Origin of the sequence: Hirschia litorea, assembly GCF_042665075.1 — a bacterium.
Classification (GTDB): Bacteria; Pseudomonadota; Alphaproteobacteria; order Caulobacterales; family Hyphomonadaceae; genus Hirschia; species Hirschia litorea.
The window spans coordinates 925,410-946,759 of the sequence record NZ_JBHTBR010000002.1 but is presented as its reverse complement, the minus strand read 5'-3'; the positions used below and the strand labels follow the sequence as shown (position 1 = coordinate 946,759).

20 protein-coding genes and 2 tRNA genes are annotated in these 21,350 nt (G+C 46.7%); 14 read left to right on the top strand and 8 right to left on the bottom strand.

What is annotated here, in order from left to right; all coding sequences use genetic code 11:
• Window positions 1-79: 79 nt before the first annotated feature.
• Together ACFQS8_RS04405 and ACFQS8_RS04400 are read right to left on the bottom strand one after the other, a co-directional pair.
• The gene (locus ACFQS8_RS04405; protein WP_382166049.1) at window positions 80-508 is read right to left on the bottom strand and encodes a hypothetical protein; all 429 of its coding nucleotides are present in this window, start codon (window positions 506-508) and stop codon (window positions 80-82) included.
• Window positions 509-630: 122 nt separating this feature from the next.
• Window positions 631-1,107, bottom strand: a complete 477-nt coding sequence (locus ACFQS8_RS04400; RefSeq protein ID WP_382166048.1) for an excinuclease ATPase — start codon at window positions 1,105-1,107, stop codon at window positions 631-633.
• A gap of 183 nt (window positions 1,108-1,290) precedes the next feature.
• Between ACFQS8_RS04400 and ACFQS8_RS04395 the strand changes: the two genes are divergently transcribed.
• Complete coding sequence (locus ACFQS8_RS04395; protein ID WP_382166047.1) at window positions 1,291-2,061, top strand: glycosyltransferase family 2 protein; 771 nt, start codon at window positions 1,291-1,293, stop codon at window positions 2,059-2,061.
• On the opposite strand, the gene ACFQS8_RS04390 is transcribed toward ACFQS8_RS04395, so the two are convergent.
• A complete protein-coding gene (locus ACFQS8_RS04390) occupies window positions 2,058-2,666 on the bottom strand; it encodes a 4'-phosphopantetheinyl transferase family protein (RefSeq protein ID WP_382166046.1) in 609 nt (202 codons plus the stop codon). The two genes, ACFQS8_RS04395 and ACFQS8_RS04390, sit on opposite strands and share 4 nt — an antisense overlap.
• Before the next feature lie 105 nt (window positions 2,667-2,771).
• On the opposite strand from ACFQS8_RS04390, the gene ACFQS8_RS04385 reads away from it, so the two are divergent.
• The 6 genes from ACFQS8_RS04385 to ACFQS8_RS04360 all read left to right on the top strand — a co-directional run bounded on the left by ACFQS8_RS04385 (window position 2,772) and on the right by ACFQS8_RS04360 (window position 7,076).
• Window positions 2,772-3,428, top strand: coding sequence for a beta-ketoacyl synthase chain length factor (locus tag ACFQS8_RS04385; protein WP_382166045.1), 657 nt, complete (start codon window positions 2,772-2,774; stop codon window positions 3,426-3,428).
• Window positions 3,416-4,219: a lysophospholipid acyltransferase family protein gene (locus tag ACFQS8_RS04380; protein WP_382166044.1), complete on the top strand. Its 804-nt coding sequence runs from the start codon at window positions 3,416-3,418 to the stop codon at window positions 4,217-4,219. Before ACFQS8_RS04385 ends, ACFQS8_RS04380 begins: the two co-directional genes overlap by 13 nt.
• Complete coding sequence (locus tag ACFQS8_RS04375) at window positions 4,216-4,473, top strand: phosphopantetheine-binding protein (protein ID WP_382166043.1); 258 nt, start codon at window positions 4,216-4,218, stop codon at window positions 4,471-4,473. Before ACFQS8_RS04380 ends, ACFQS8_RS04375 begins: the two co-directional genes overlap by 4 nt.
• A 13-nt stretch (window positions 4,474-4,486) precedes the next feature.
• The gene (locus ACFQS8_RS04370) at window positions 4,487-4,732 is read left to right on the top strand and encodes an acyl carrier protein (protein ID WP_382166042.1); all 246 of its coding nucleotides are present in this window, start codon (window positions 4,487-4,489) and stop codon (window positions 4,730-4,732) included.
• A 93-nt stretch (window positions 4,733-4,825) separates the two neighbouring features.
• Entirely contained in the window at window positions 4,826-5,380 is a 555-nt protein-coding gene (locus ACFQS8_RS04365) for a COG4648 family protein (protein ID WP_382166040.1), read from the top strand.
• A gap of 22 nt (window positions 5,381-5,402) precedes the next feature.
• Window positions 5,403-7,076: an ApeI family dehydratase gene (locus tag ACFQS8_RS04360; RefSeq protein ID WP_382166039.1), complete on the top strand. Its 1,674-nt coding sequence runs from the start codon at window positions 5,403-5,405 to the stop codon at window positions 7,074-7,076.
• 7 nt (window positions 7,077-7,083) lie between these two features.
• Here ACFQS8_RS04360 and ACFQS8_RS04355 read toward each other — a convergent pair whose 3' ends face one another.
• Window positions 7,084-7,527, bottom strand: coding sequence for a rhodanese-like domain-containing protein (locus ACFQS8_RS04355; protein WP_382166038.1), 444 nt, complete (start codon window positions 7,525-7,527; stop codon window positions 7,084-7,086).
• A 316-nt stretch (window positions 7,528-7,843) separates the two neighbouring features.
• Here ACFQS8_RS04355 and ACFQS8_RS04350 point away from each other — a divergent pair, with 316 nt between their 5' ends.
• Window positions 7,844-9,400 (top strand): HAL/PAL/TAL family ammonia-lyase, encoded by a 1,557-nt coding sequence (locus tag ACFQS8_RS04350; protein WP_382166037.1) that lies wholly within the window; start codon window positions 7,844-7,846, stop codon window positions 9,398-9,400.
• Between the two features lie 75 nt (window positions 9,401-9,475).
• On the opposite strand, the gene ACFQS8_RS04345 is transcribed toward ACFQS8_RS04350, so the two are convergent.
• Window positions 9,476-10,726 carry a dipeptidase gene (locus ACFQS8_RS04345; RefSeq protein WP_382166036.1) on the bottom strand — a complete coding sequence of 417 codons (1,251 nt, stop codon included), beginning with the start codon at window positions 10,724-10,726 and terminating at the stop codon, window positions 9,476-9,478.
• Between the two features lie 94 nt (window positions 10,727-10,820).
• Window positions 10,821-12,281 carry a hypothetical protein gene (locus ACFQS8_RS04340; RefSeq protein WP_382166035.1) on the bottom strand — a complete coding sequence of 487 codons (1,461 nt, stop codon included), beginning with the start codon at window positions 12,279-12,281 and terminating at the stop codon, window positions 10,821-10,823.
• A gap of 163 nt (window positions 12,282-12,444) precedes the next feature.
• On the opposite strand from ACFQS8_RS04340, the gene ACFQS8_RS04335 reads away from it, so the two are divergent.
• Entirely contained in the window at window positions 12,445-12,864 is a 420-nt protein-coding gene (locus ACFQS8_RS04335; protein ID WP_382166034.1) for a GtrA family protein, read from the top strand.
• Between the two features lie 136 nt (window positions 12,865-13,000).
• Here ACFQS8_RS04335 and ACFQS8_RS04330 read toward each other — a convergent pair.
• Window positions 13,001-13,076: transfer RNA gene (locus tag ACFQS8_RS04330), tRNA-Asn, on the bottom strand.
• A 515-nt stretch (window positions 13,077-13,591) separates the two neighbouring features.
• Window positions 13,592-13,665: transfer RNA gene (locus ACFQS8_RS04325), tRNA-Cys, on the bottom strand.
• 341 nt (window positions 13,666-14,006) lie between these two features.
• On the opposite strand from ACFQS8_RS04325, the gene ACFQS8_RS04320 reads away from it, so the two are divergent.
• The 5 genes from ACFQS8_RS04320 (at window position 14,007) to ACFQS8_RS04300 (ending at window position 21,309) form a co-directional block, all read left to right on the top strand.
• Window positions 14,007-14,657: a protein-L-isoaspartate O-methyltransferase family protein gene (locus ACFQS8_RS04320; RefSeq protein WP_382166033.1), complete on the top strand. Its 651-nt coding sequence runs from the start codon at window positions 14,007-14,009 to the stop codon at window positions 14,655-14,657.
• A 75-nt stretch (window positions 14,658-14,732) separates the two neighbouring features.
• Window positions 14,733-16,220 carry a TolC family outer membrane protein gene (locus ACFQS8_RS04315; protein WP_382166032.1) on the top strand — a complete coding sequence of 496 codons (1,488 nt, stop codon included), beginning with the start codon at window positions 14,733-14,735 and terminating at the stop codon, window positions 16,218-16,220.
• Window positions 16,221-16,353: 133 nt separating this feature from the next.
• Window positions 16,354-17,007: a DUF2497 domain-containing protein gene (locus tag ACFQS8_RS04310; RefSeq protein ID WP_382166031.1), complete on the top strand. Its 654-nt coding sequence runs from the start codon at window positions 16,354-16,356 to the stop codon at window positions 17,005-17,007.
• Between the two features lie 109 nt (window positions 17,008-17,116).
• Window positions 17,117-20,248, top strand: a complete 3,132-nt coding sequence (locus ACFQS8_RS04305; protein WP_382166030.1) for a valine--tRNA ligase — start codon at window positions 17,117-17,119, stop codon at window positions 20,246-20,248.
• 11 nt (window positions 20,249-20,259) lie between these two features.
• The gene (locus ACFQS8_RS04300; protein WP_382166029.1) at window positions 20,260-21,309 is read left to right on the top strand and encodes an isoaspartyl peptidase/L-asparaginase family protein; all 1,050 of its coding nucleotides are present in this window, start codon (window positions 20,260-20,262) and stop codon (window positions 21,307-21,309) included.
• Window positions 21,310-21,350: the final 41 nt, after the last annotated feature.

Here is a 21,350-nt window from a genome sequence, read left to right as displayed (position 1 = left end):
TATTGCAAGTTTCATCGACAGATACAAAAACGCCCCAACATATATGTGAAGGGGCGTTTTAGTTTATAGCATTTGCTACTTATTTGGAGGCTGTACCTTGAAGAGGTGTTTTCGCCATAAATTTGTTCTTCACGCAGATATATTCTTTAGTTGGGTTTGTGATCAAACCATTTACCGCGTGAATACCAGTAACTTTGGTTGCGCCTTTTGCAAGAGCAGCATCGCGCATAGCTACAAGAGAGTTAAGTAAAGCGCGCTCGCAAGAAGCTTGGACATCTTTGTGAAATCCGTTTGCTGGACGTCCACCAGTGTTTACGCTTCCAACCTGAGTACCTGAAGGGCTAGTTCCCCAAACGAATGTGAAGTTTCCCAATTCGTTGCGGTTTTCTTCTTTTGCCATAAACTCATCTACGGAAAATACATGTGTTTTCGCAGCTGCGTGCGCAGAGGGTGCAAGCGTTAATAGTGAGGCAGCAGATGCTGCAAGCATTAAAGTTTTCAGTTTCATGATAATCCCCAATTTAGAAACAGTAGTGAGAAAGTCGAACTTATACTAAGTTTAGTCATAAGTGCAAAATATGACAATTTGAAGTCCAGCTATAAAGCTCAATTAGTTACAGATAAACGACGTTACTGTTGATCTATTGATGAATTAGTATCGTCTAATAGTCCAACGATTGTGCCTTTTAGATAGACGCGAGAATTTGTGTGGCCGGACATGCACTGGTAATGCGTTGCTGAGACATAATCTGTGCCAGTTATAGTGGATTGAATACCTTGAACTGCAATTCCATTGAGGTTCTGAGCTTCTTCTTTGAGTGCAAGAAGTGCTGAAATCATCGCCCATTCACAAGCAGCTTTATCTGACTTTGTGATGCCGTTGGTGGAACGTTTGACATTAGCAATACCTAGGGGCTTGCCGATCACATAGTCACCAAAAGAGAATTGAAAATCTCCAAGGCGTGTTTGGAAGTCATTGCTGGCGAGGAGTTCTTCGATAGAATAAAGCTGCACTTCGCTTTTCGCATGGGCGCTGGGGGCGGTGATGGTTGCCGCTAAAGCAAGCGCACCTAAACAAGAAATGGCTTTTTTCATCATAGTCGTCATTTGTACGGGCCTTTAAGGTTTGCGTGGTTTCACGCGTGTTCTGTGCGTGTTTAATCGTCAATCTTGACAAGATAGGGGCAAACTAATGGTGCCATGGGATTGTGCGCATTATTTTGTCTTAACTTTCAGTCACAAATCTCGCATACACAGTATGTGTTTGACTTTAGGGATTAGAAGCTGGCTATGGTTCAAGACTTTCAAATTGGTGCGATTATTCCAACCTATCGTCATGTAAACGCATTAGGAGGCATAGTGGATGCATTGGTGGCGCTAAATTGTCCTGTCATTATTGTTGATGACGGCAATTCACCCGAAAATGCTGCTATTATCGCGCAGCAGCAAGATGCTATGCGGCGTGTAGAAGTCATTCGGTTGGATGAAAATGGCGGCAAAGGGCAAGCCGTAAAGCGTGGTTTTTTAGCTGCTAAAACAGCAGGTTGGAGCCATGCTGTGCAGATCGATGCGGATGGGCAGCACGATATTTCTCAATTGCCGCATATGCTAAAACTTGCAGAGCAAAATCCTGAAGCGGTTATTTGCGGCGTTCCAGTTTATGATCATTCCATTCCTAAGGGCCGCAAAATTGGTCGTGAAATTACGCATTTTTGGGTGCGGGTTGAAACATTGTCGCTTGAGATAAATGATTCCATGTGCGGTTTCAGAGCCTATCCAGTTGATGACGCGATTCATGTGACGAAACATGAGATTATCGGTGCGAGAATGGATTTTGATACTGAGATACTTGTCCAATTAAATTGGCGGGGCTTGCGCGTTATTGAACACCCGACAAAAGTAATCTACCCCACTGAAAACGTATCAAATTTTAGAATGCTTTGGGATAATGTGCGTATTACTGCAATGCATACAAGGCTAGCAATTCAGGCACCTATTCGAGTGCCAATTCGGATGATGCGTCGGATGTTTACCCGCAAATATCCTAAGCTTTCAAATTAGATATCAGAATAAAGAATTGGCAAGATACTAGGCTGAGACATAGCTTTATTCTCTCGAGTTGGTTTCCATATGAGTGTCATATAAAAAACTGTTTCAATTGAACGGTGTAGGCAGAGGTATCCGTCTGCATTCTGATAAATTTCATTGTCGGGAAATTGATGGTCTATGACGGCGATTACATCCTTTGCCGGAGGATATTGTGCAAACGCTTTGTAGTATGCTTCAAGGTACGTCCAGCCGCGATTTAGGGCGTGTATTGAATAGCCTGACAGGGCGATATTATCACAAAATACTGATAGAATTTCAGGCCAATTTCGACGTGGATCGGCATATTCGATATCTATTCCGAGGGGAATGATATTTTTGCTCAGCATGGCTGCTGCTATGCCTCTGCAGTGCGTGCGACTGTAGGATGGTGCTGGAATGGTTCCTAATTGCTCTTGTGCTGTCCTCTGCGCGGTATCTGCTAAACTGCGCTGTGCTTTTAGCAGATGGCGTTTTGTGCGCTCACCAGAGACGCAAATTCCAACATAAACACTCAAATCATGCTCTTCCTGTTCTTGCATGCCGTGTTGCAGGTCTATAGCAATAGGATATTGAGTCATAGGGATAGGGGTGTGCCTATGATGCAGAAGATGAAATAATGACGACTCATTTTCTATCTGCAAGCTTATCATTGATGAGTTTGGATTAGGGGACAATAGCGCGATATGTACGGGCACTTGCACGTTGAAAAATTTAGTGGACTAACGCGATCAGATGGAGAGGTTTCCTCTTTTGGCGTGTTAAAACCATTTGGTGAATTGCCCAAGCGCGATGTGCGTCGGTTATCGGCGCTCGAGCGCGGCGTGGTTGCGTGTTTGATGGGACTGAATGAGAGCGTTGAAAACGGATTGGGGAATACGCCGATTGTTTTGGCATCGCGTTATGGAGCAATGACCAATACGCTGGAATTGTTGAAGCTGATTAACCAAAGTGAGACATTATCTCCAACCGGGTTTTCACTATCAGTCCATAATGCGGCAGTTGGAGTCGGTAGTCAGCTTACGGCAAATCGAGGTGGGCATACGGCCATTGCAGCAGGTGAGCGCACTTTAGCTGAAGGGCTGACAGAGAGTTATGCGCGATTAAAAGATGGTGCTGGCTCCATTGTGCTGATGATGTCTGATTGTCACTTGCAAAATGAGTATGCCGAGTTTGGTGATACTACACGTGATGTACAATTTGCGCTGTTACTGAAATTGCCCGATGCCAATACAAAATTGGATGCAGCTGGATTTCAAACCGTGGATGACGGCATGTCTGGTGTGTTTGCCTGTCTTGATGCTGTTAGCAAAGATATTAGGGGGCTGCGATGGAAGATTTAATGGAACGCCCCCGTGTAGAAGCGCCTTGGACTTTGTCACGCTTGGCGCGATTGGTAACGACGGCACTATCCTTTGCATTCTTTGGAATTGGCGGTCTTGTGCTTGCTTTGGTTTATTTTCCACTCATGCGCTTGTTTGTGTGGGATTCGGAGAAGCGCGCCAAGATTTCTCAAGCTTCTGTGCATGTTGGGTTTCGAACATTTATTGAAACCATGCGGATCATGGGCGTTGTGTCTTATGAAATTCATGGTGCCCAAAAACTAAAAGAATGTCGTGGCACGGTTGTTGTCGCTAATCATCCTTCTTTATTAGATGTCGTGTTCATGATGGCGTTCATGCGGCGCACGCGGGCAGTGGTAAAAAATAGCGTTGCGACCAATCCATTCATGGGCGGGGTCATTCGTTCCAGTAATTATATTCCTAATACTGGAGATCCCGAAGCTCTCATTCAAGCGTGTTCAGAAGCGCTGCAAGAGGGCGCAAATTTGTGTATATTTCCGGAAGGGTCACGCACGCCTATTGGCGCTAAGGTGAAGTATCAACGTGGTTTTTCCTATGTGGCGTTGAAGAGTAAAGCACCTGTGCTTATCGTGACCATTGAGGTAACACCGCCAAGTTTGCGCAAAGGTGAACCTTGGTATTCCATACCGGTAAAGAAGTCACACTGGGTAATTCGCGTTCATGAGACGATTGATACTGAAGCGAATTATGGTAATGACCGTCCGGTTATTGGGGCGCGACGTCTGGCGACGGATGTGCAAAGTAAAATTGAGAAGGAACTTCGTGTATGACAGAGCTTGAAACAGAATTGCGGGCATTGATCATAGACGTGCTTAATCTTGAAGATGTTGCACCGGAAGATGTTGGCGTTGAGGATGACTTATTCTCTGACGATGGACTCGCGCTTGATTCTATTGATGCGCTGGAGCTTGGTGTCGCAGTGCAAAAGAAATATGGCGTAAAGCTAGAACCTAAAGACGAGAAATTAGCTAAGTATTTTCAAAACATCCGCCTATTGGCAGAGTTGATAGAATCCCGCCGATAGGAGTTGTAAGAAAATGACACGTGAAGAAGCTTACGCTGAAATCAGCAAGAACCTTATCGAGATTTTCGAGATACCAGCTGAAGATATAAAACCTGAAGCAACGCTCATGGATGATCTTGGTCTTGATAGCATTGATGCTGTCGACATGATGGTGCAATTGCAGGAAACGACTGGTAAAAAAGTTACGCCTGAGCAATTTGAAAACATTAAGAGTGTTGACGATCTTGTGAGCCTGGTGATCCAGCTTCAAGCTGAATAAGAAGCGGCCCAACGCGGCGGTTTATCTGATGTGGAGTGATTGTGAGCGGCGACATAAAGGCGTGGCTGTGATTACGTGTTCTGAAAGCAGGATATGATGAAGAAGCTAGCCAATTTACTGTTGGCGGGTCTTGCGATCATTTACCCTTTGCTGGCTGTGATATTGCTGCGGCATGTGTCTGCTATATGGCTGATCTGCCTCTTGCTGACTGCGCTATTAATGCGCTTATGGATTGGTGGGAAGTCTGCGCCGCTTTCTTTAATCTTTGCGAGCATCGCCGCCATTGTCGGTATATCGATCACAGCATTCTATGATCAAGACCTCTCGATACGCCTTTACCCCGTGTTTATGGGAGCAGCCATGTTGTGTGCATTTACAGCATCGCTTATTCGCGGGCCAAGTATCATTGAACGTTTCGCACGTTTGGCAGAGCCTGATTTGCCAGATCATGCGATAAAATACACATACAAGGTCACGGTGATTTGGTGTGTGTTCATGGCTATAAATCTTGGTATCGCGACATGGACTGTCTTTCATGCGTCCATGGAGGTGTGGGCGATATATAATGGTTTTATCGCTTATGTATTGATGGGGATTTTGTTTTTGGGTGAGCTTGTTTATCGCAAGTTTATTCGTCCAAAAGCATAGGGAATAGAGAGCTGGAAGTTTGATGGGTTTGCTGCGCGCTTTATGGAATGAAGACGCTTCTAAGGTAGTGTTTTGCTCTTCGAATCTAGGTGATATTTCTGTTGGGCAAGTGCGCGCATTGGCGATACAAATTGTGCGACAACTAGAAAGTTCTGATTCGCAGCTATTTGTGTTCACACGGTCGGCAGCAGCCTTTTGTGCGGCCTTTTTGGCGGCGGCACATAGCAAAAAATCTCTTATTATTCTTCCTCAATCAGGTGCCGATTATTTAAAATCTATAGGTGTAAAACCAACCAATTTTGTGAGTGATGCTGTCGAGGATTGTATTCGCATATCTTGGGAGCACTTGCCGGACGTAGATGGTAATAATCAGCTTTCCATCGATCCTGATTATGACGTGGAAATGGTATTTTTCACTTCAGGATCATCTGGCGTGCCCAAACAAATATTCAAAACCGCGAGTGTGATTGAAGCTGAAGCGGATGTTTGGAAAGATTGGTTTGGCGATGATATTTCTCACATTGCCGGAAGTGTCTCACATCAGCATATTTATGGTTTGATATTTCGGGTGGCGTTGCCATTGATGGCGCGTAAAATTTCTCAAGATGACATGGCGTTATCATGGGAAGCTTTGATGGAAGACGTCACGCCCAAGACTTTGATTGTGTCCAGTCCAGCGCATTTGACGCGTCTGCCCGAAAAGCATGCGATCAGTTTCACGCAACCAGCCTTTATTTTGTCATCCGGCGGATTACTACCAACAGAGGCTTGCTTTGCGACTGCGGAGTTATTTGGTGTACGTCCTTTGGAAATTTTGGGGAGTACAGAGACTGGCGGTGTAGCGTATCGTCAACGCACGCTTGAAGATGATTTGTGGACTCCTGTTTCAGGCGTGGTGACGTCTGTTGGTGAAGAAGGAGAGTTAAGGGTGACATCGCCTTTCATTCCGGACGCAGAGCCTGTGAAGATGGGAGATCGCGTGGAGTTTGGTGAAGATGGCCGCTTTCAGTTATTGGGGCGTATTGATCGCATAGTGAAGGTGGAGGGAAAACGCGTTTCCTTGCCGCGCGTCGAGGACGTTTTGTCCACACACCCATTGGTGAGTGATTGTGCTGTGTTTTTGACGATGCAAACAGGACGCGAACGTCTAAGTGGTTTGGTGTGTTTGACGCAGGAAGGACAGCTTAAATTAGGTGAATTAGGCGCGTTTAAATTCTCGCGGTATTTGCGCAAAAATTTATCAGAAAATCTTGAAGCAGCTGAATGGCCCAAGCGTATGCGGTTTGTCAGTCGCATTCCTACAAATAGCCAATCCAAACGCGTTTTATCTTTAATGCAAGAAGTGTTTGAGGGCCAAAAAATACTAGACTTACTAGCACCAACCCGCATGGATATTGATGGGTTTGAGGCAAAGATAAGCTTTAAAGTTAGTCCGAACCTTCCTTGGTTTGAGGGGCATTTCAAAGACAATCCGATTTTGCCTGGATTGGCGCAAACGCATATGGCAGCGCGCCTTTCAGAAGAGATATGGGCTGTTGAGCCGGCAAGTTTTAACGTCAACCGTATGAAATTTCAGCAGGTTATCCAGCCACATGAAGTGATTGACCTTGAGCTGAAATTTAAGCCAGATACACAAAGGCTCACTTTTGCTTTCACGCGCGCGGATGCAAAAGTCTCATCGGGTACTATCGGTTAGCGAGCGTTTATTCCAAAGGAAAGCGGTCAATTGGCAGGCCTTTTGATAGCCAGCTTGTGCCATTGGGACTGCCTTCAACACCTTCTTTGACGTTGTATATGTGTTTGATGCCGGCTTCCTCTAGCATTTGAGACGCACGCGTTGAGCGACCGCCTGAACGGCAAATAAGCGCAACAGGTGCGTCTGGGTTTTCAGCCTGTAGCGCTTTCACAGTCGAGAGGAAGCGATCGCTTTGAAGTGTAACGAGGCGGGCAGAAACAGGCGTTCCTGTGCGCGTCCATTCTTCTGGTGTACGAATGTCAATCAAGATTGCCTCGCCATTGATTGATTTATTATAGGCATCTTCAACAGAGATTAGGCTGGTTTCCGCAGCCGCGACCATGAATGCTGTGGCGGCTATTACACTTGATATTGCTGTAAGCGTCATGCGTTTAAAGCTAAATATTGTCATGGGCGATGTCCTTGCGGCAAGTAGAAGAATGGTTTGGTATATCTTGATCATAAAGCGAGGCAACATCAAGGCAGGGTAAATAGCATGCTTGTTCCTGATGCTTTGGGGTTAAGCATATGACGAATTTCAGCGATCTATTCGTCTTCTTGGGGTGTTCAATAATCCGTCTCCAGAGTAAGTAGAGCGCTGAACTTGCGTATACCATAAGGTGGGGACAGTCTTTTCCTTTGTGGGTGCGCAGATATGTAGAGAATGTATGCCCATTAATTTCCTGATATATCAGGAGTTTATGGTTTTGGGGAATGGAAGAAACAACATGGCTGCAGACACTGGCGATTATCCAAGCTTTACTTTTGGTGAAGGGTTATTGGACACCGTAACGCTGGATCGCTTGGCGACTCAGCGCGTTATGCCGCGTCTTTCTACTGACCCTGAAGTATTAAATGTTATCAATACATCCGCCCAGCATGTTGTGAATTTGCTCGAAAATGAGGGTAAAATTTACGGGGTCACAACTGGATATGGTGACAGTGTTGTACGTGCTGTGCCGCCGGAATTGGTTGCGGAATTGCCCTTGCATCTCTCGCGTTTTCATGGCTGCGGAATGGGGCGTTTCCTATCTCCCGAAGAGACACGTGCCACTTTGGCTGTACGCCTAGTGACCTTGGTGCGAGGTTGGTCTGGTGTGTCTATGGAATTGGTTGAGCTGCTCGCGAATATGTTGCGATTAGATATTCTGCCGCGTATTCCGGCCGAAGGTTCTGTTGGTGCTTCAGGAGATTTGACGCCGCTTTCTTATATTGCGGGTGCTTTGGCGGGTGAACGTGATGTGTTGCACAAAGGGCAGATTAAATTGTCGCGTGAAGCGTTTGCGCAAGAGGGTTTAAAAGAGATCACCTTGCGACCGAAAGAAGCGTTGGCCATTATGAATGGTACGTCCGTGATGTCTGCCTTGGCAGGGCTTGCTTTAGAGCAGTCTAAGCGGATCGCTGCTGCTGCAACACGTCTGACATCTATGTGCTCCTTGGGTATTTTGGGCAATACGCGTCATTTCGATGAGCGCTTGTTTAATGCCAAACCTCATCAAGGGCAGATGTTGATTGCAAAACGTATTCGTGAAGATCTTGCGCCCATGCAGGAAAACCATGAAGCTACACGGATGCAGGATCGCTATTCAACACGGTGCGCGCCGCATGTCATTGGTGTGTTGCAGGATGCGATGCCAATGTTGGAATCTGTGCTGAATACAGAAATCAATTCCTCCAACGACAATCCATTGTTTGACCCTGAAACGGGTGATGTTTTACACGGCGGCCATTTTTATGGTGGGCATGTGTGTATGGTTGCAGATACGCTCAAAACACAAGTGGCGAATTTGGCTGACCTTATGGACCGCCAATTGGCAACACTTGTGGATACACGTTATTCAAATGGATTGCCGTCAAACTTAACAGGTGCGACTGGCGCACGTGCGCCTATCAATCACGGGTTCAAGGCGGTGCAGATTGGTGTGTCCGCTTGGACCGCTGAAGCATGTAAACTTACTATGCCGGCGTCTGTTTTCTCGCGCTCTACTGAGTGTCACAACCAAGATAAGGTCAGCATGGGCACGATAGCCGCGCGTGATGCATTGCGCGTAAATGAGCTAACTGCGCAAGTGACTGCAGCCCACATGATGGCGGCAACACAGGCAATCGAGTTGCGCTTAAATGAAGGTGAACTAACTGACGTAATGGTTGGGCCGCGTGTCCTGAACCAGATGGAAAAAGTGCGTGAAGTCGTGCCATTTATTGCCGAAGACCAACCAATGGATAAAATGTTGCGTGAGCTAACAGATAAAATCCTAACGGGCGCAATGGATGTGACGTTTTAAATCAAACCTAATTTGGTAAAAAAGGGCCGAGAAGGAATATATGCTCGGCCCTTTTTTTTGCTGTAGTTAGTTGGCTTAATTTTCTTTCAAGCTTGCGGCATGATCTTCAGCCGCTTTTAGCAAGCGCAGTACATTGCCGCCCCAGATGAGTTCAAGGTCTGCTTCGCTATAGCCTTCTGCTAGAAGACGTTCTGTTATGAGGGGGAAAGCTGCTATATCGCGCATGCCGATAACGCCGCCGCCGCCATCCCAATCGGCACCAATGCCGACATGTTCAGGGCCAATCAATTTGAGGACGTAGAGAAGTTGTTCTGCAAAGTCTTCAAAGTCTGCCATGTCAGCAGGAAATTCAGCATCAATTTTGCGGCGCATGTTTAGCAATTGTTCCCGTTGTTCGGGCGTTGGATCATCTCCAAATGATTTTGATAGTTCGATGAAGGATTCAAAAGCTTTCTTGCGAGCAGGCTGTTCTCTTAAGTTCTTTAGGTATGCGCCCAAAGCGTTCATCTGGATAACACCGCCAGATGCGGCAAGTTTTTTAAGGCGTGCATCATCGAGATTACGGGGGTGATCATACAGGGTTTTTGTACCTGAGTGAGATAAGATAATAGGCGTCGCTGAAAGCTCCACCATATCGTCAAATGTTAAATCGTGAGCATGGGATGCATCGAGGATCATACCAAGCCGGTTTGCCTCTTTCACCAAGTCTTCGCCCAACGGAGAGAGGCCATTCCATTTAGGGCCAGTTAGGTCTGTACCGCTGTCCGCAAATTGGTTGTTTGCAAAGTGAACTGGGCCAACCATGCGCACACCAAAATTATAGAAAGTGCGTAGCATGGAAACATCTTCACCCAACGGGTAAGAGTTCTCTATGCTTTGATAAACAATACGTTTTCCTTCGGCTTTGATACGTGCAGCATCGTCGGACTTGGTAGCAATTTCAAAATGTTCTGGATAGGCGGCCAACATGCGTTGAATTGCCATTGCACGCATGAGTGCATGGTCGCGTGCTGTTTGATATCCAAAATCAGTTAGAGGGCCTTGTTGGGTGTAAATAACCCAGAAACCACCGTCGAGGCCGCCCTCAATCATGCGGGGCAGATCAACTTGAGAATAGTCTAAAATGGGATCGTGGCGGGCGGTTATGTCAAAGCCAGGACGGGACAGATTGGCCGGCGTATCTAAATGCGTATCCATTACGACAACATTATCGTGCAGGGCACGCGCAGGCGACATGTCTTTGGAGGAAAATTGGTTCGATTGAGTGTGCGCGCACCCAGCCAAGACTGTCAAAGCGCTGCTTGCTAAGAGTAGTTTGAGCTTCATGATTTTGTCCCCTCGAAGGTAGGTTTATTTTCTTTATGTGTGGGAGGAGACGGGTATATTCGGCCTTATGCAAGGGCTGTAACAGAAAATATAGCTATTTTTCGACCCATGCTCGGGTGCGCCCGCCGCCCATGCTAATTTCTTCAAATTGAGAAATGGGGAGGCCAGCAGATTTTAATTTGTCTCGCATATCTTCATGAAATTCACGTTCCCCGCGCAATAGTGCAATGGCGACTATTTTAACGGGGCAAGCTGATTCGGGGATGGATTGTTGTCCTGATGTGATTTCTTCCAGCGGTATCATATTGAACTTTCCTTGAAGGGATGGGTTCAAAAGCTTTTGTGTCATGAAGGCTGAGAAATCTTCTGCTTGGTCTGATGGTCTTAAATAAGCGATTATTGGTTCACCAACGCATTCTGGAGCGGCTTGCAGCATGGATTGCAGATCGGCGACGCGTTCTCTGTCTTTAAAAAACTCAGAGGTGAAAAGTGGCAGAGAAAGAATGGCAGCAAAAGGCACCCATGAAGCCATTTTGAGAGCTTTGGTTTGGTGTGGTTGAAGTGATAAAATTCCCGCCGCCAGCAAATACAACATTGCAGGAATGATGACGATGAAGGCGCGCTCTTTAATAAGGGCAACCAAGCCCAAATGAGCCGTAAACGCGATCAGGATTGTGAGTGCAATCGCACCAATCAACATTATGGGGGCGTCGTCTGATTTGCGTTTTAGAAGGGCGGCGAGGCCGAAGCATCCGGCGATAAATGCCATTATGTTTGCAAACATAGTTTTCACCAAAATGCCGCGCAAAAATTGATTGGCACCAAAGGCGAAATTTTCAGCAAAAGGCGGCAATACATCGGGTGCGCCAGATGCCTGGTCTGGTCGGAAGGCTAATATCCATAAAACAGCCGGGATTAGCGAAATGACAGACGCTGCACCAAAGATGAAGAATGACTTTATTCGCCCTCTATAAAGGTGTGTGAAGCCAAGGCTTGCCCCAATACAAGCAGTCCATAACGAGCCAAAATAGTGCATTGTGGCTGTGAGTGTGCCTGCGATTATGAAGAGGCTGGCCCATTTGAAGGGTTTTTCAAAATCATCCAAACTATTGCGTGAGATGAGGACGAGAAGGCCGGAGGTTAGAAATAGTTGTCCCATCATTCTAATCTCTGCCGCATAGAAGATGAGCCAGAATGAAGTTGCGCATAAGAAGAGGAATAGATTTGATTCGGTTTCTCTTCCCGTGCCTTTGGTTCCGCGCATACGCCAAGCCGCCCATCCGGCTAGAAAAATGCATACGAGATTGAAAAACCGGGCAAAAATTTCATTCTCTGATATGAGACGCCAAAAGTGAAGCGCTGAAAAATAGAGAGGAGGGTGCACATCTTTGGACATTTTGCTGAAGACGGCATCTGAGATCGGATCTTGTGGAGCGGAAAAATAGAGCGCCCAAAATTCATCGCGCCAAAGCGGGCGGAAAAAGAACTGCAACAATAATAAACAAAGCGATAGACCGAGTGCGATTCGCACAGCATGTTTGTTCATTAAATGCATTTTGGTGCCTTTATGAGTAATTTAAAGCTAGAATAAGTATGTCAGGTTTGGCATTTGCATAAAGATTTGAAAAGTCCCGTATATCTATTCGCTTTTGCTGATAGGGGTGAGGCGTGATTTTTGCGGGTAGTACCTGCGTTTGTTTTGAGGTCGAGGGCATAAAATGCAGGCTATGATTCTTATGTGCCGCAAATTACTTCCCAAATTCATTGGGTTTGGCCTCGTAGGAGCTGCCGGATTTGTTGTGGATCTTACAGCACTGACGTTTGCGTTAGCGTTTGTGGATGAAGTGTCTGCACGAGTGTTTTCGTTTTTGTGTGCAGTTACAGCAACTTATTCGTTGAATCGGTATTTCGTGTTTGCCGAAGAGGCGCGCGATTTGAGCTGGTTGCGTGGGTTTGTCAAATTTTTCGTGTCCAATTCACTCGGGGGCGCTGCAAACTTCGCGACCTATCTGGCATTACTTAAATTTCAACCGATTTTAGAGTGGACTCCACAGCTTGCCTTGGTGGCAGGAACATTGGTGGGGTTGGCATTTAATTTCACGCTGACAGTTTTGTTTGTCTTCAAGCAGAAAACTTGAGTCGCCAAGTTTAAATCTCAAACTTTAGATAAGCACATATAAATGCAAACAAGCAGACAAAATCTGGCAAGTGTTTGTATTATTTGGATATTGTGTGGAGGATGTAAGGCTTAGATCTTGCCTTTAAAAGTCTAACTGGCTCCGCGAGCAGGACTCGAACCTGCGACCAATCGATTAACAGTCGATTGCTCTACCAACTGAGCTATCGCGGAACACCGTTAGAGGAGGCGGTATATCTAGCCAACCAAAAATGTGCAATCCCCAAATTGCCTCAATCTGCATTTCTTTTCAAAAAAAGACGTTTTTTTTGAAAAAAGCAAAAAAAAGACGGGAGCTTAGAGAAAAGCTCCCGTCAAGGCGTTGGGTGATGGTGGGTGTCTTCAGTGAAGACATAGGCAATATCGTCCACCTTAGTTAATGAGGGGTTAAGTTTTTGGTTTTTGATGAAATTTCAGCATAATTTAATGTTTTGCGGAGGTGTTTCGTTAACCAAGTACAATTTCACGCTAAAGTTTAGAGGATTTGGGTGCGTGAATAGAGGCTGCAAGCAGTGTGCTATATATAAGGTAGGGTTATGAAGCATCGACGCTGAGGGAGAAGTGTTTAGCTGGTAAGTGCGTGATTGCAGCTAGGATGAAGCATGCGCGATAGGTGCAGATAATGTGCGTATATTATGCTCTATTTGTGATCATGCTATGTGTGAAGCATTGGGAGAGCTTTACTTTTCTGGAGGCCACGTCCGGACTCGAACCGGAGTACACGGATTTGCAATCCGCTGCGTAACCACTCCGCCACGCGGCCATCCTAGAAAAGGAAGTCTGTTTGTTTCCGCTTTATATCTGTAAGCATTTAAAATAAGCTCAACAACAAAGCGAAAATCACGATCAAAACACAGGTAATGAATCGAGAAGAGGGCTGTTCTAACATCTTCTATAAAATAGGGAAGACCTAAATTTACCTTTTTATGTGAGGTGGGGCTTCGTTTTTTCCTACTTATACGAATAAAATTAAACGCTGCATTGATAACTTATCAGCCTATGGTAAGAGCGCGATAACTATTTTGTCTTTAATGTATGAGCTGAATGTGTATCTGAAGTGGTATATAAATCATCCAGCCCGTAGAAGTTACAGGTAAGCTGCAAATGAATGATGCTGTCGCCCGCGAAACAATGATCGACACACAGGTTCGTCCTAATGATGTGACTGACCGCCGTATTCATACTGCGTTACAAGCCGTGCCGCGGGAGGCATTTTTGCCAAAATCGCGTCATTCACTTGCTTATGCAGAATTTGATCATCAAACATCTGAAGGCCGCTATATGTGGCGTGCTCGTGATTTTGCGAAACTTCTTGAAGCTGCCAAAATTAAACCAACGGATGAGGTGCTCGATATAGCCTCTGGTTCTGGATATTCCTCTGCAATTCTTTCCTATCTCGCAGCCGCGGTAGTGGGTTTGGAAGATGATGAAGCAATTGCAGAAGCAGCTTCAGCTCGTTTGGATGCTTTGAATATTGATAATGCTGATGTCGTGGCTGGTGACATTAAAAAGGGACTTGCTGATCAAGGGCCTTATGATGTGATTATCGTGAACGGGGCAGTGGAAATTGTTCCAACGGAATGGACTGATCAATTAAAAGACGGTGGCCGTTTAGCTGTTGTTGTACGTGAGGGCAAAGTTAGCCAAGCGCGCATTTATACGCGTGCTGGGGATGCTCTTTCTTGTCGTAGTGCTTTTGATACTGCGCCCCCGGCACTTCCGGGATTTGAGAAAACGGCGAGTTTTGTATTCTAGCAAGAATATGATTGTGGCAATCTAAAAGGCGCGCTGTTTACGATTATAGAGTTGGGACAAGAATGATTTGTCCTGATGACAGAATTACCCGCTCATTTTGAAATGTGGCGGTTTGTAAATAGTAAGTTGGGAGTTGTCGTGCGCAATACTATGTTTTCGATTTTGATGGCGTCTGCTGCAATGGCTGGCAGTGCGGGTTATGCTCAAGATAGTTCGGATGTTAGCGATAATGTTCTGCTTGGCGACTCCGCTGCAATTTTGCCGACACCGTCTTCTGATGAAACACTAGATAAGAATAGTGCTAGTTTGAGTGCGTCAGCTGAAACGCTCGCTGATTCAATTCGAGCTGCATATGAACGGAATCCTTCCATATTGGCGCAGCGCAAACAGCGTATGATTGCTGATGAAAGATTAGAGCAAGCGCGTTCAACAAAGCGTCCGCAAGTGAGTGTAAGCACAAGTGCTGGTTATGCGATTACGCGGAGTAATCAGTCGTTTTTGGGATCAACTGGACCTGAGATTTCAACACAGGCACCGCAAACAACTTTTGGTTTGGAGTTTCGCCAAAGCTTATGGAATGGCGGTCGAAATGATGCTGCCGTCGGAGAAGCGAGTGCAAGTGTGACGGCTGCGGAAAGTCAGCTTTTTTCTGCTGAGCAGCAGATGATTTTGAACGTCGTGACAAACTATATGGACGTTTTGTCGAGCGAAGCTGAAGTCGATATTCGCAAAAACAATGTTAGCGTTCTGTCGCGGCAGGTAGAAGCGGCAACAGATCGTTTTAATGTGGGTGAAGTGACGCGTACGGATGTAGCGCAAGCGCAAGCAAGGCATGCCGGAGCAAGGGCGCAATTAGCATCTGCTCAGGCGCAATTGGAATCTAACCGTGCGGTGTTTCAAGAATTGGTGGGACGTTGGCCAACTCAATTATCACAGATCGCGTTTACGCCTGCTTATCCGGAAGGGTTGGACGAGGCAGTAAGTGCTGCGATTGAATTTAATCCAGATCTGTTGGTCGCTAAAGCCAATGTAGAGGCGGCTTCTCAGCGCGTGAAATCGGCTAAAGGACAGACGCGGCCTGACATTGCGATTGTTGGTGCTGCGGGGCTAAGTCAGAGTTATGATGATGATACATTTGAAAATAATAATGCATCCGTCGTCGCTCAGCTGCGTTTGCCTTTATATCAGGGCGGACGTATTGCATCCCAAATTCGTGCAGCCGCTTTAGAGCGCGATCAATTACGCTTGCAATATCGCGCAGCGGAAAGAAATCTTATTGCGCAAGTAACGCGCGCCTGGCATGGCGCGTTGGCTTCTTCTCGTGCGATCGAAGCATCGGAGCGCCAAGTTGAGGCGGCACAAATTGCGTTTGATGGGGCAGAGCAGGAATTAGCTGTGGGGCTTCGCACAACGCTAGATTTGCTGGACCAAGAGCAAGAATTGCTCGATGCAAGATTGCTTCTCATTCAGGCAAATCGGGATCACTATGTCGCTGTGCATCAATTATTAGCAGCAATGGGTGCACTTACACCCGAATCTTTGGGCGTTAATACTTCTTTATAGGTGCAGGCTCTAGTTAAAGGTTAAGGCAACGGCCTAAATGATAAAGGCGTTGTTAACCACGTTGTATTTATATTTGAACGTGATTCTAGAGCTTCAATGTGTATGAAGCGAAGTGAAATGTTAGAGGCGCGTTATGTCAGCTGAAAAAGCAGCATCAGAACCAACAATGGAAGAGATTCTTGCGTCGATTCGCAGGATTATTTCAGAAGACGACGAACCTGCGCCATCACAAGAAGATGCTGATGCATCTGATGTGCTTGAATTATCTCCGAATGATCAGGCTGAAGAAGAGCTAGATTTAGACCTTACAGAGCCTGAAGACGAGCTTGACATGGCCGCGGCCATGGAAGAGTTGGCCCAAGATCAATCAGTCGAAGATGAAGATGTTGTCGCGATCGATGTTGATGAGTGGGCTATTGGCGAAGAAGAGGCCGAGCCAGAAGTCGATATGGCCGACTGGGGGCTTGAGCCTGAAGAAGAACCTGTCGTTGATGCTGCGCCTGAACCTGAGCCTGTTGTTCAAGCTGAGCCGCAGCCTGCTCCAGTAGCGCCAAAGCCAGAGCCTCAAACTGAAGGTTTGGTGGCAGCAGCAACTGCGGATGCAACAGCGAGCCAACTTGGTAAGCTTATGGGCTCTATGATGTTGTCACAGGGGACAACTTTAGAAGATCTTGTACGGGAAATGCTCAAGCCAATGCTTAAAGAATGGTTGGATGGGAATTTGCCACAACTTGTTGAGCAAGAAGTAGCAAAAGAGCTGCAACGTATCTCTCGTATGGCACGCTAAGCGCTCATATTGGGTAGATATCAAAAAAAATCTAACGATCAGAAGAGTACAGCCCTTTGCTGTGCTCTTTTTTCGTTGCGGCATGTGATAATTATTGTATCAACATCACATGCTAGATTCACATTTTGACCACAGTGTCTCCGAACCGAAAATTTATGATAGCTGGGAAAAATCCGGCGCTTTCAAACCCAAGATGGATACTGAAGGGGCGGCTGACGCCTATTCTATCGTTATCCCGCCACCTAACGTTACGGGTGTGCTGCATATGGGGCATGCTCTAAACAACACCCTTCAAGATGTGCTGTGTCGCTATCAGCGCATGCAGGGTAAGAGTGTGTTGTGGCAGCCGGGTACGGACCACGCGGGTATTGCGACGCAAATGGTTGTGGAGCGTCAGCTTGCTGCTGAAGGCAATCAAAGCGCGGCGAGCCTTGGGCGCGACGCGTTTATCGAGCGTGTGTGGGAATGGAAAGAAAAGTCTGGCGGACAGATTATCAACCAACTTAAGCGCCTTGGTGCGAGTTGTGATTGGTCACGTGAGCGCTTTACGCTTGATGAGGGGCTTTCAAAGGCGGTAACGAAGGTCTTTGTTGAGTTACACCAGCAAGGGCTGATTTATCGCGATAAGCGCTTGGTGAACTGGGACCCGCATTTCCAATCTGCGATTTCTGACCTTGAAGTAGATAATGTGGAAGTGAATGGCCACATGTGGCACTTCAAATATCCATTGCAGGGCGGCGAGACATATACTTACGTTGAAAAAGACGAAGATGGTAATGTCATACTGGAAGAAGAGCGCGATTACATTTCAATCGCGACGACACGTCCTGAGACAATGCTAGGGGATGGTGCTGTGGCCGTTCACCCGAGCGATGAGCGCTATAAGCCAATTGTCGGTAAATTGTGTGAAATTCCGGTGGGGCCTAAAGAGCAGCGTCGCTTGATTCCTATAATCACAGATCTCTATCCTGATCCTGAATTTGGGTCTGGTGCTGTAAAGATTACCGGTGCGCACGATGCCAACGACTATGGCGTTGCGCAGCGTAATAATATCCCGATGTATCGCCTTATGGATGTGAAAGCATCTATGCGCGATGATGGCGAGCCATATGCGGCTTCCGCTGCCAAAGCGCGAGAAATCTTGGCATCAGGTGAGTTTACGTCTTCTGAGATCGATCAGATCAATCTTGTGCCGGATGAATATCGCGGTATGGATCGTTTTGAGGCGCGTAAGGCTGTGGTACAGGCTATCACAGATGAGGGCCTTGCTGTGATGGTTTCGCAGACGAAAAAGGTCAAAGACGAAGACGGCAATGAGACTGAGGTTACGGTTAGCGTTCCTTATGTTGAAAATAAAAAGATCATGCAGCCATTTGGTGATCGGTCTGGCGTGGTTATTGAGCCAATGCTGACGGACCAATGGTATGTGGATGCGGCAAAGCTAGCTGGCCCTGCTGTGGATGCAGTGAAAGAAGGCAAGACGCGCTTTATTCCTGAGAATTGGTCTAAGACATATTATAACTGGATGGACGGCATTGAGCCGTGGTGTATCTCTCGTCAGCTTTGGTGGGGACACCGTATTCCAGTTTGGTATGGTGAGATGCTTGGACCTGATGGTAGAATAGATCAGTCAGGGAAGTTGAAGGAATTTGTTGCGGCAAATGAAGATGAAGCACTTGCCCAAGCCCGTTCATATTATGGTTCTAAAGTAAAAGTACAAATCACCGAGTTTGCTGGACACGAAATAGATGGCAATACTTTGGTTTCTATCGACCTTAAACGCGATGATGACGTGCTCGACACATGGTTCTCGTCTGCTTTGTGGCCGTTTTCGACAATGGGCTGGCCTGACAAGACACCTGAATTGGATAAATTCTATCCGACAGCGACGCTGGTAACAGGCTTTGATATTATCTTCTTCTGGGTGGCCCGCATGATGATGCAGGGTATCCATTTCATGAAAGACGTGCCGTTTAAGGATGTATATATCCACGCGCTCGTTTTGGATGAGGACGGTAAGAAAATGTCTAAGTCTATCGGGAATGTGATCGACCCGATCGACATTATTGATGGCTGTGACCTTGATACGCTGATTGCCAAACGTGTTCGCGATATCAAGAAATCGGGTAACGAAAAGAAAGACAAGCAGGCTGAAAAAGCCATTACCAACACCACGAAAAAGCAGTTCCCTGAGGGGATTCCTGCATGTGGTACGGATGCGCTTCGTTTTACATTGGCCTCTCAAGCGGCTCAAGGGCGTGATATTCGTCTCTCAATTGATCGTGTTGTGGGGTATCGAAATTTCGGTACGAAGCTTTGGAATGCCGCACGTTTTTGTGAAATGAATGAATGTGCTTTGTGGGAACAACATGAGTTTGACCCGCTAAAGGTTGAGCACACATTGAACCAATGGATCGTGTCTGAGGTCGCGAAAGCGACTGCGGAAATTACGAAAAACATCGATGAATATCGCTTCAATGACGCTGCGAATGCTGCATACCGTTTTGTATGGAATGTGTTTTGTGACTGGTATCTTGAGTTGATGAAACCAGTGCTTAACGGTGAAGAAGAGTCAGCAAAAGCCGAAACGCGTAAAACAGCGGCTTGGACGTTGGATCAAATCATTCACCTATTGCACCCATTTATGCCATTCATCACTGAGGCGCTTTGGGCGGATCAAGCTGAATTTAGAAAAGACAAGGATGCATTGTTGTGTAACCAGTCTTGGCCTAAATTTGGTCCAGAAGCTTCTTTCCCAGAAGCAGAATCAGAGATTGACTGGGTCATCAACGCTATCTCCGATATTCGCTCTGCGCGCGCTGATCTTAATGTGCCAGCAGGTGCGAAATTGCCTGTAACTGTTGTTGGGGCAAGTGAGGACACAAAAGAGCGTATCCGCAGATATAAGAGCATTATCGAACGCTTGGCACGTCTGGAAGATCTGAATGTGTCTAAAACTGCGCCAAGTGGCACGGTGTCGGTAGTCGCTGGAGAGGCAACATTCGCTATTGAAGTTTCTGGCGTAATTGATTTGGCCAGCGAGCGCGAGCGCCTGAACAAAGAGATTTCAAAAATCGATTCAGAGATGGCAGGCATTGATAAAAAGCTTGCTAACGAGAAATTTGTCTCTCGTGCGCCGCCCGAAGTGGTTGCTGAACAACATCAACGTCGCACTGACTTTGCAGCAGCAAAGCAGAAATTAAATGAAGCGCTTTCCACATTGGAGGCGATCTTCAAATAAGGAGCGCTGCTATGCGTAAATTGGTAACCGGTTTTTGTGGAATTGGAGCTGCGCTTGCGTTGTATGCGTGTGCGCAGCCTTCAACAGCGCAGGAAGATGCGGCAGCTCAGATTGTTGATCCGGTTACTGTGCAAGAAAGCCTTAAAGCGCAGTCTTGGACTTTGGTTATCCATGGCGGTGCTGGCGTGATTGAGCGCGCAAATATGACTGCCAAAAAGGAAATCGCTTACCGCAAAGGCCTAGAAGAAGCGTTGCTTGCTGGACAAAACATCCTTGCCAATGGTGGGCAAGCTATGGACGCAATTGAAGCGGCAGTGGTTTTACTTGAGAATAATCCCAATTTCAATGCGGGGCATGGAGCTGTGATGACAGCTGCGGCGACACATGAATTGGATGCATCCATAATGGATGGGCGCGACATGAATGCCGGTGCTGTGGCTGGGTTGAAGACAGTTAAAAACCCAGTCAAAGCAGCGCGTGCTGTGATGGAGCAATCTGAGCATGTGATGTTTGCAGGAGCAGACGCAGATAGGTTTGCTCAAGAGCATGCAATTGAGCAGGTCGATAATTCCTATTTTACAACACCAAGCCGCAAAGCTGCGCTGGAGCGAGTGCTAAAATCGCGGGCTGAAAAAGCCGATAAGCGTGGCACAGTTGGAGCGGTTGCAATTGATATGCGGGGCAATATAGCTGCGGCAACATCAACGGGTGGGATGACAGCTAAAATACCAGGGCGTGTGGGGGATGCGCCAATTGTGGGTGCTGGTGTTTATGCGGATAATAATGGGTGTGGGGTATCAGCAACGGGACACGGGGAGTATTTCATCCGCGTAGCTGTCGCCAAGACAATTTGCACACGTATTGAGCTGTTAAATGAAACACCCGCTGCGGCTTCTAAAGTTGCGCTTGATAAGGTTGCCGACCTTGGCGGAGATGGCGGCGTTATCGTGATATCCAAAACGGGTGAGTCCGCTTTCGTGTTTAATACACCAGGTATGTTTCGCGGGATTGTGACAGGCGATGGCGTGTTAGAAACGCGTATTTATGGTGACGCGCAATAGCTCTGATTTGATCTTAGTTGAGCCTATCGTCCAACTGTGCA

Excerpts from the sequence above, each read along its gene's own strand:
- ACFQS8_RS04405 (WP_382166049.1), bottom strand. The coding sequence starts at position 508 with ATGAAACTGAAAACTTTAATGCTTGCAGCATCTGCTGCCTCACTATTA.
- ACFQS8_RS04400 (WP_382166048.1), bottom strand. The coding sequence starts at position 1,107 with ATGACGACTATGATGAAAAAAGCCATTTCTTGTTTAGGTGCGCTTGCT.
- ACFQS8_RS04395 (WP_382166047.1), top strand. The coding sequence starts at position 1,291 with ATGGTTCAAGACTTTCAAATTGGTGCGATTATTCCAACCTATCGTCAT.
- ACFQS8_RS04390 (WP_382166046.1), bottom strand. The coding sequence starts at position 2,666 with ATGACTCAATATCCTATTGCTATAGACCTGCAACACGGCATGCAAGAA.
- ACFQS8_RS04385 (WP_382166045.1), top strand. The coding sequence starts at position 2,772 with ATGTACGGGCACTTGCACGTTGAAAAATTTAGTGGACTAACGCGATCA.
- ACFQS8_RS04380 (WP_382166044.1), top strand. The coding sequence starts at position 3,416 with ATGGAAGATTTAATGGAACGCCCCCGTGTAGAAGCGCCTTGGACTTTG.
- ACFQS8_RS04375 (WP_382166043.1), top strand. The coding sequence starts at position 4,216 with ATGACAGAGCTTGAAACAGAATTGCGGGCATTGATCATAGACGTGCTT.
- ACFQS8_RS04370 (WP_382166042.1), top strand. The coding sequence starts at position 4,487 with ATGACACGTGAAGAAGCTTACGCTGAAATCAGCAAGAACCTTATCGAG.
- ACFQS8_RS04365 (WP_382166040.1), top strand. The coding sequence starts at position 4,826 with ATGATGAAGAAGCTAGCCAATTTACTGTTGGCGGGTCTTGCGATCATT.
- ACFQS8_RS04360 (WP_382166039.1), top strand. The coding sequence starts at position 5,403 with ATGGGTTTGCTGCGCGCTTTATGGAATGAAGACGCTTCTAAGGTAGTG.
- ACFQS8_RS04355 (WP_382166038.1), bottom strand. The coding sequence starts at position 7,527 with ATGACAATATTTAGCTTTAAACGCATGACGCTTACAGCAATATCAAGT.
- ACFQS8_RS04350 (WP_382166037.1), top strand. The coding sequence starts at position 7,844 with ATGGCTGCAGACACTGGCGATTATCCAAGCTTTACTTTTGGTGAAGGG.
- ACFQS8_RS04345 (WP_382166036.1), bottom strand. The coding sequence starts at position 10,726 with ATGAAGCTCAAACTACTCTTAGCAAGCAGCGCTTTGACAGTCTTGGCT.
- ACFQS8_RS04340 (WP_382166035.1), bottom strand. The coding sequence starts at position 12,281 with ATGCATTTAATGAACAAACATGCTGTGCGAATCGCACTCGGTCTATCG.
- ACFQS8_RS04335 (WP_382166034.1), top strand. The coding sequence starts at position 12,445 with ATGCAGGCTATGATTCTTATGTGCCGCAAATTACTTCCCAAATTCATT.
- ACFQS8_RS04320 (WP_382166033.1), top strand. The coding sequence starts at position 14,007 with ATGAATGATGCTGTCGCCCGCGAAACAATGATCGACACACAGGTTCGT.
- ACFQS8_RS04315 (WP_382166032.1), top strand. The coding sequence starts at position 14,733 with ATGACAGAATTACCCGCTCATTTTGAAATGTGGCGGTTTGTAAATAGT.
- ACFQS8_RS04310 (WP_382166031.1), top strand. The coding sequence starts at position 16,354 with ATGTCAGCTGAAAAAGCAGCATCAGAACCAACAATGGAAGAGATTCTT.
- ACFQS8_RS04305 (WP_382166030.1), top strand. The coding sequence starts at position 17,117 with ATGCTAGATTCACATTTTGACCACAGTGTCTCCGAACCGAAAATTTAT.
- ACFQS8_RS04300 (WP_382166029.1), top strand. The coding sequence starts at position 20,260 with ATGCGTAAATTGGTAACCGGTTTTTGTGGAATTGGAGCTGCGCTTGCG.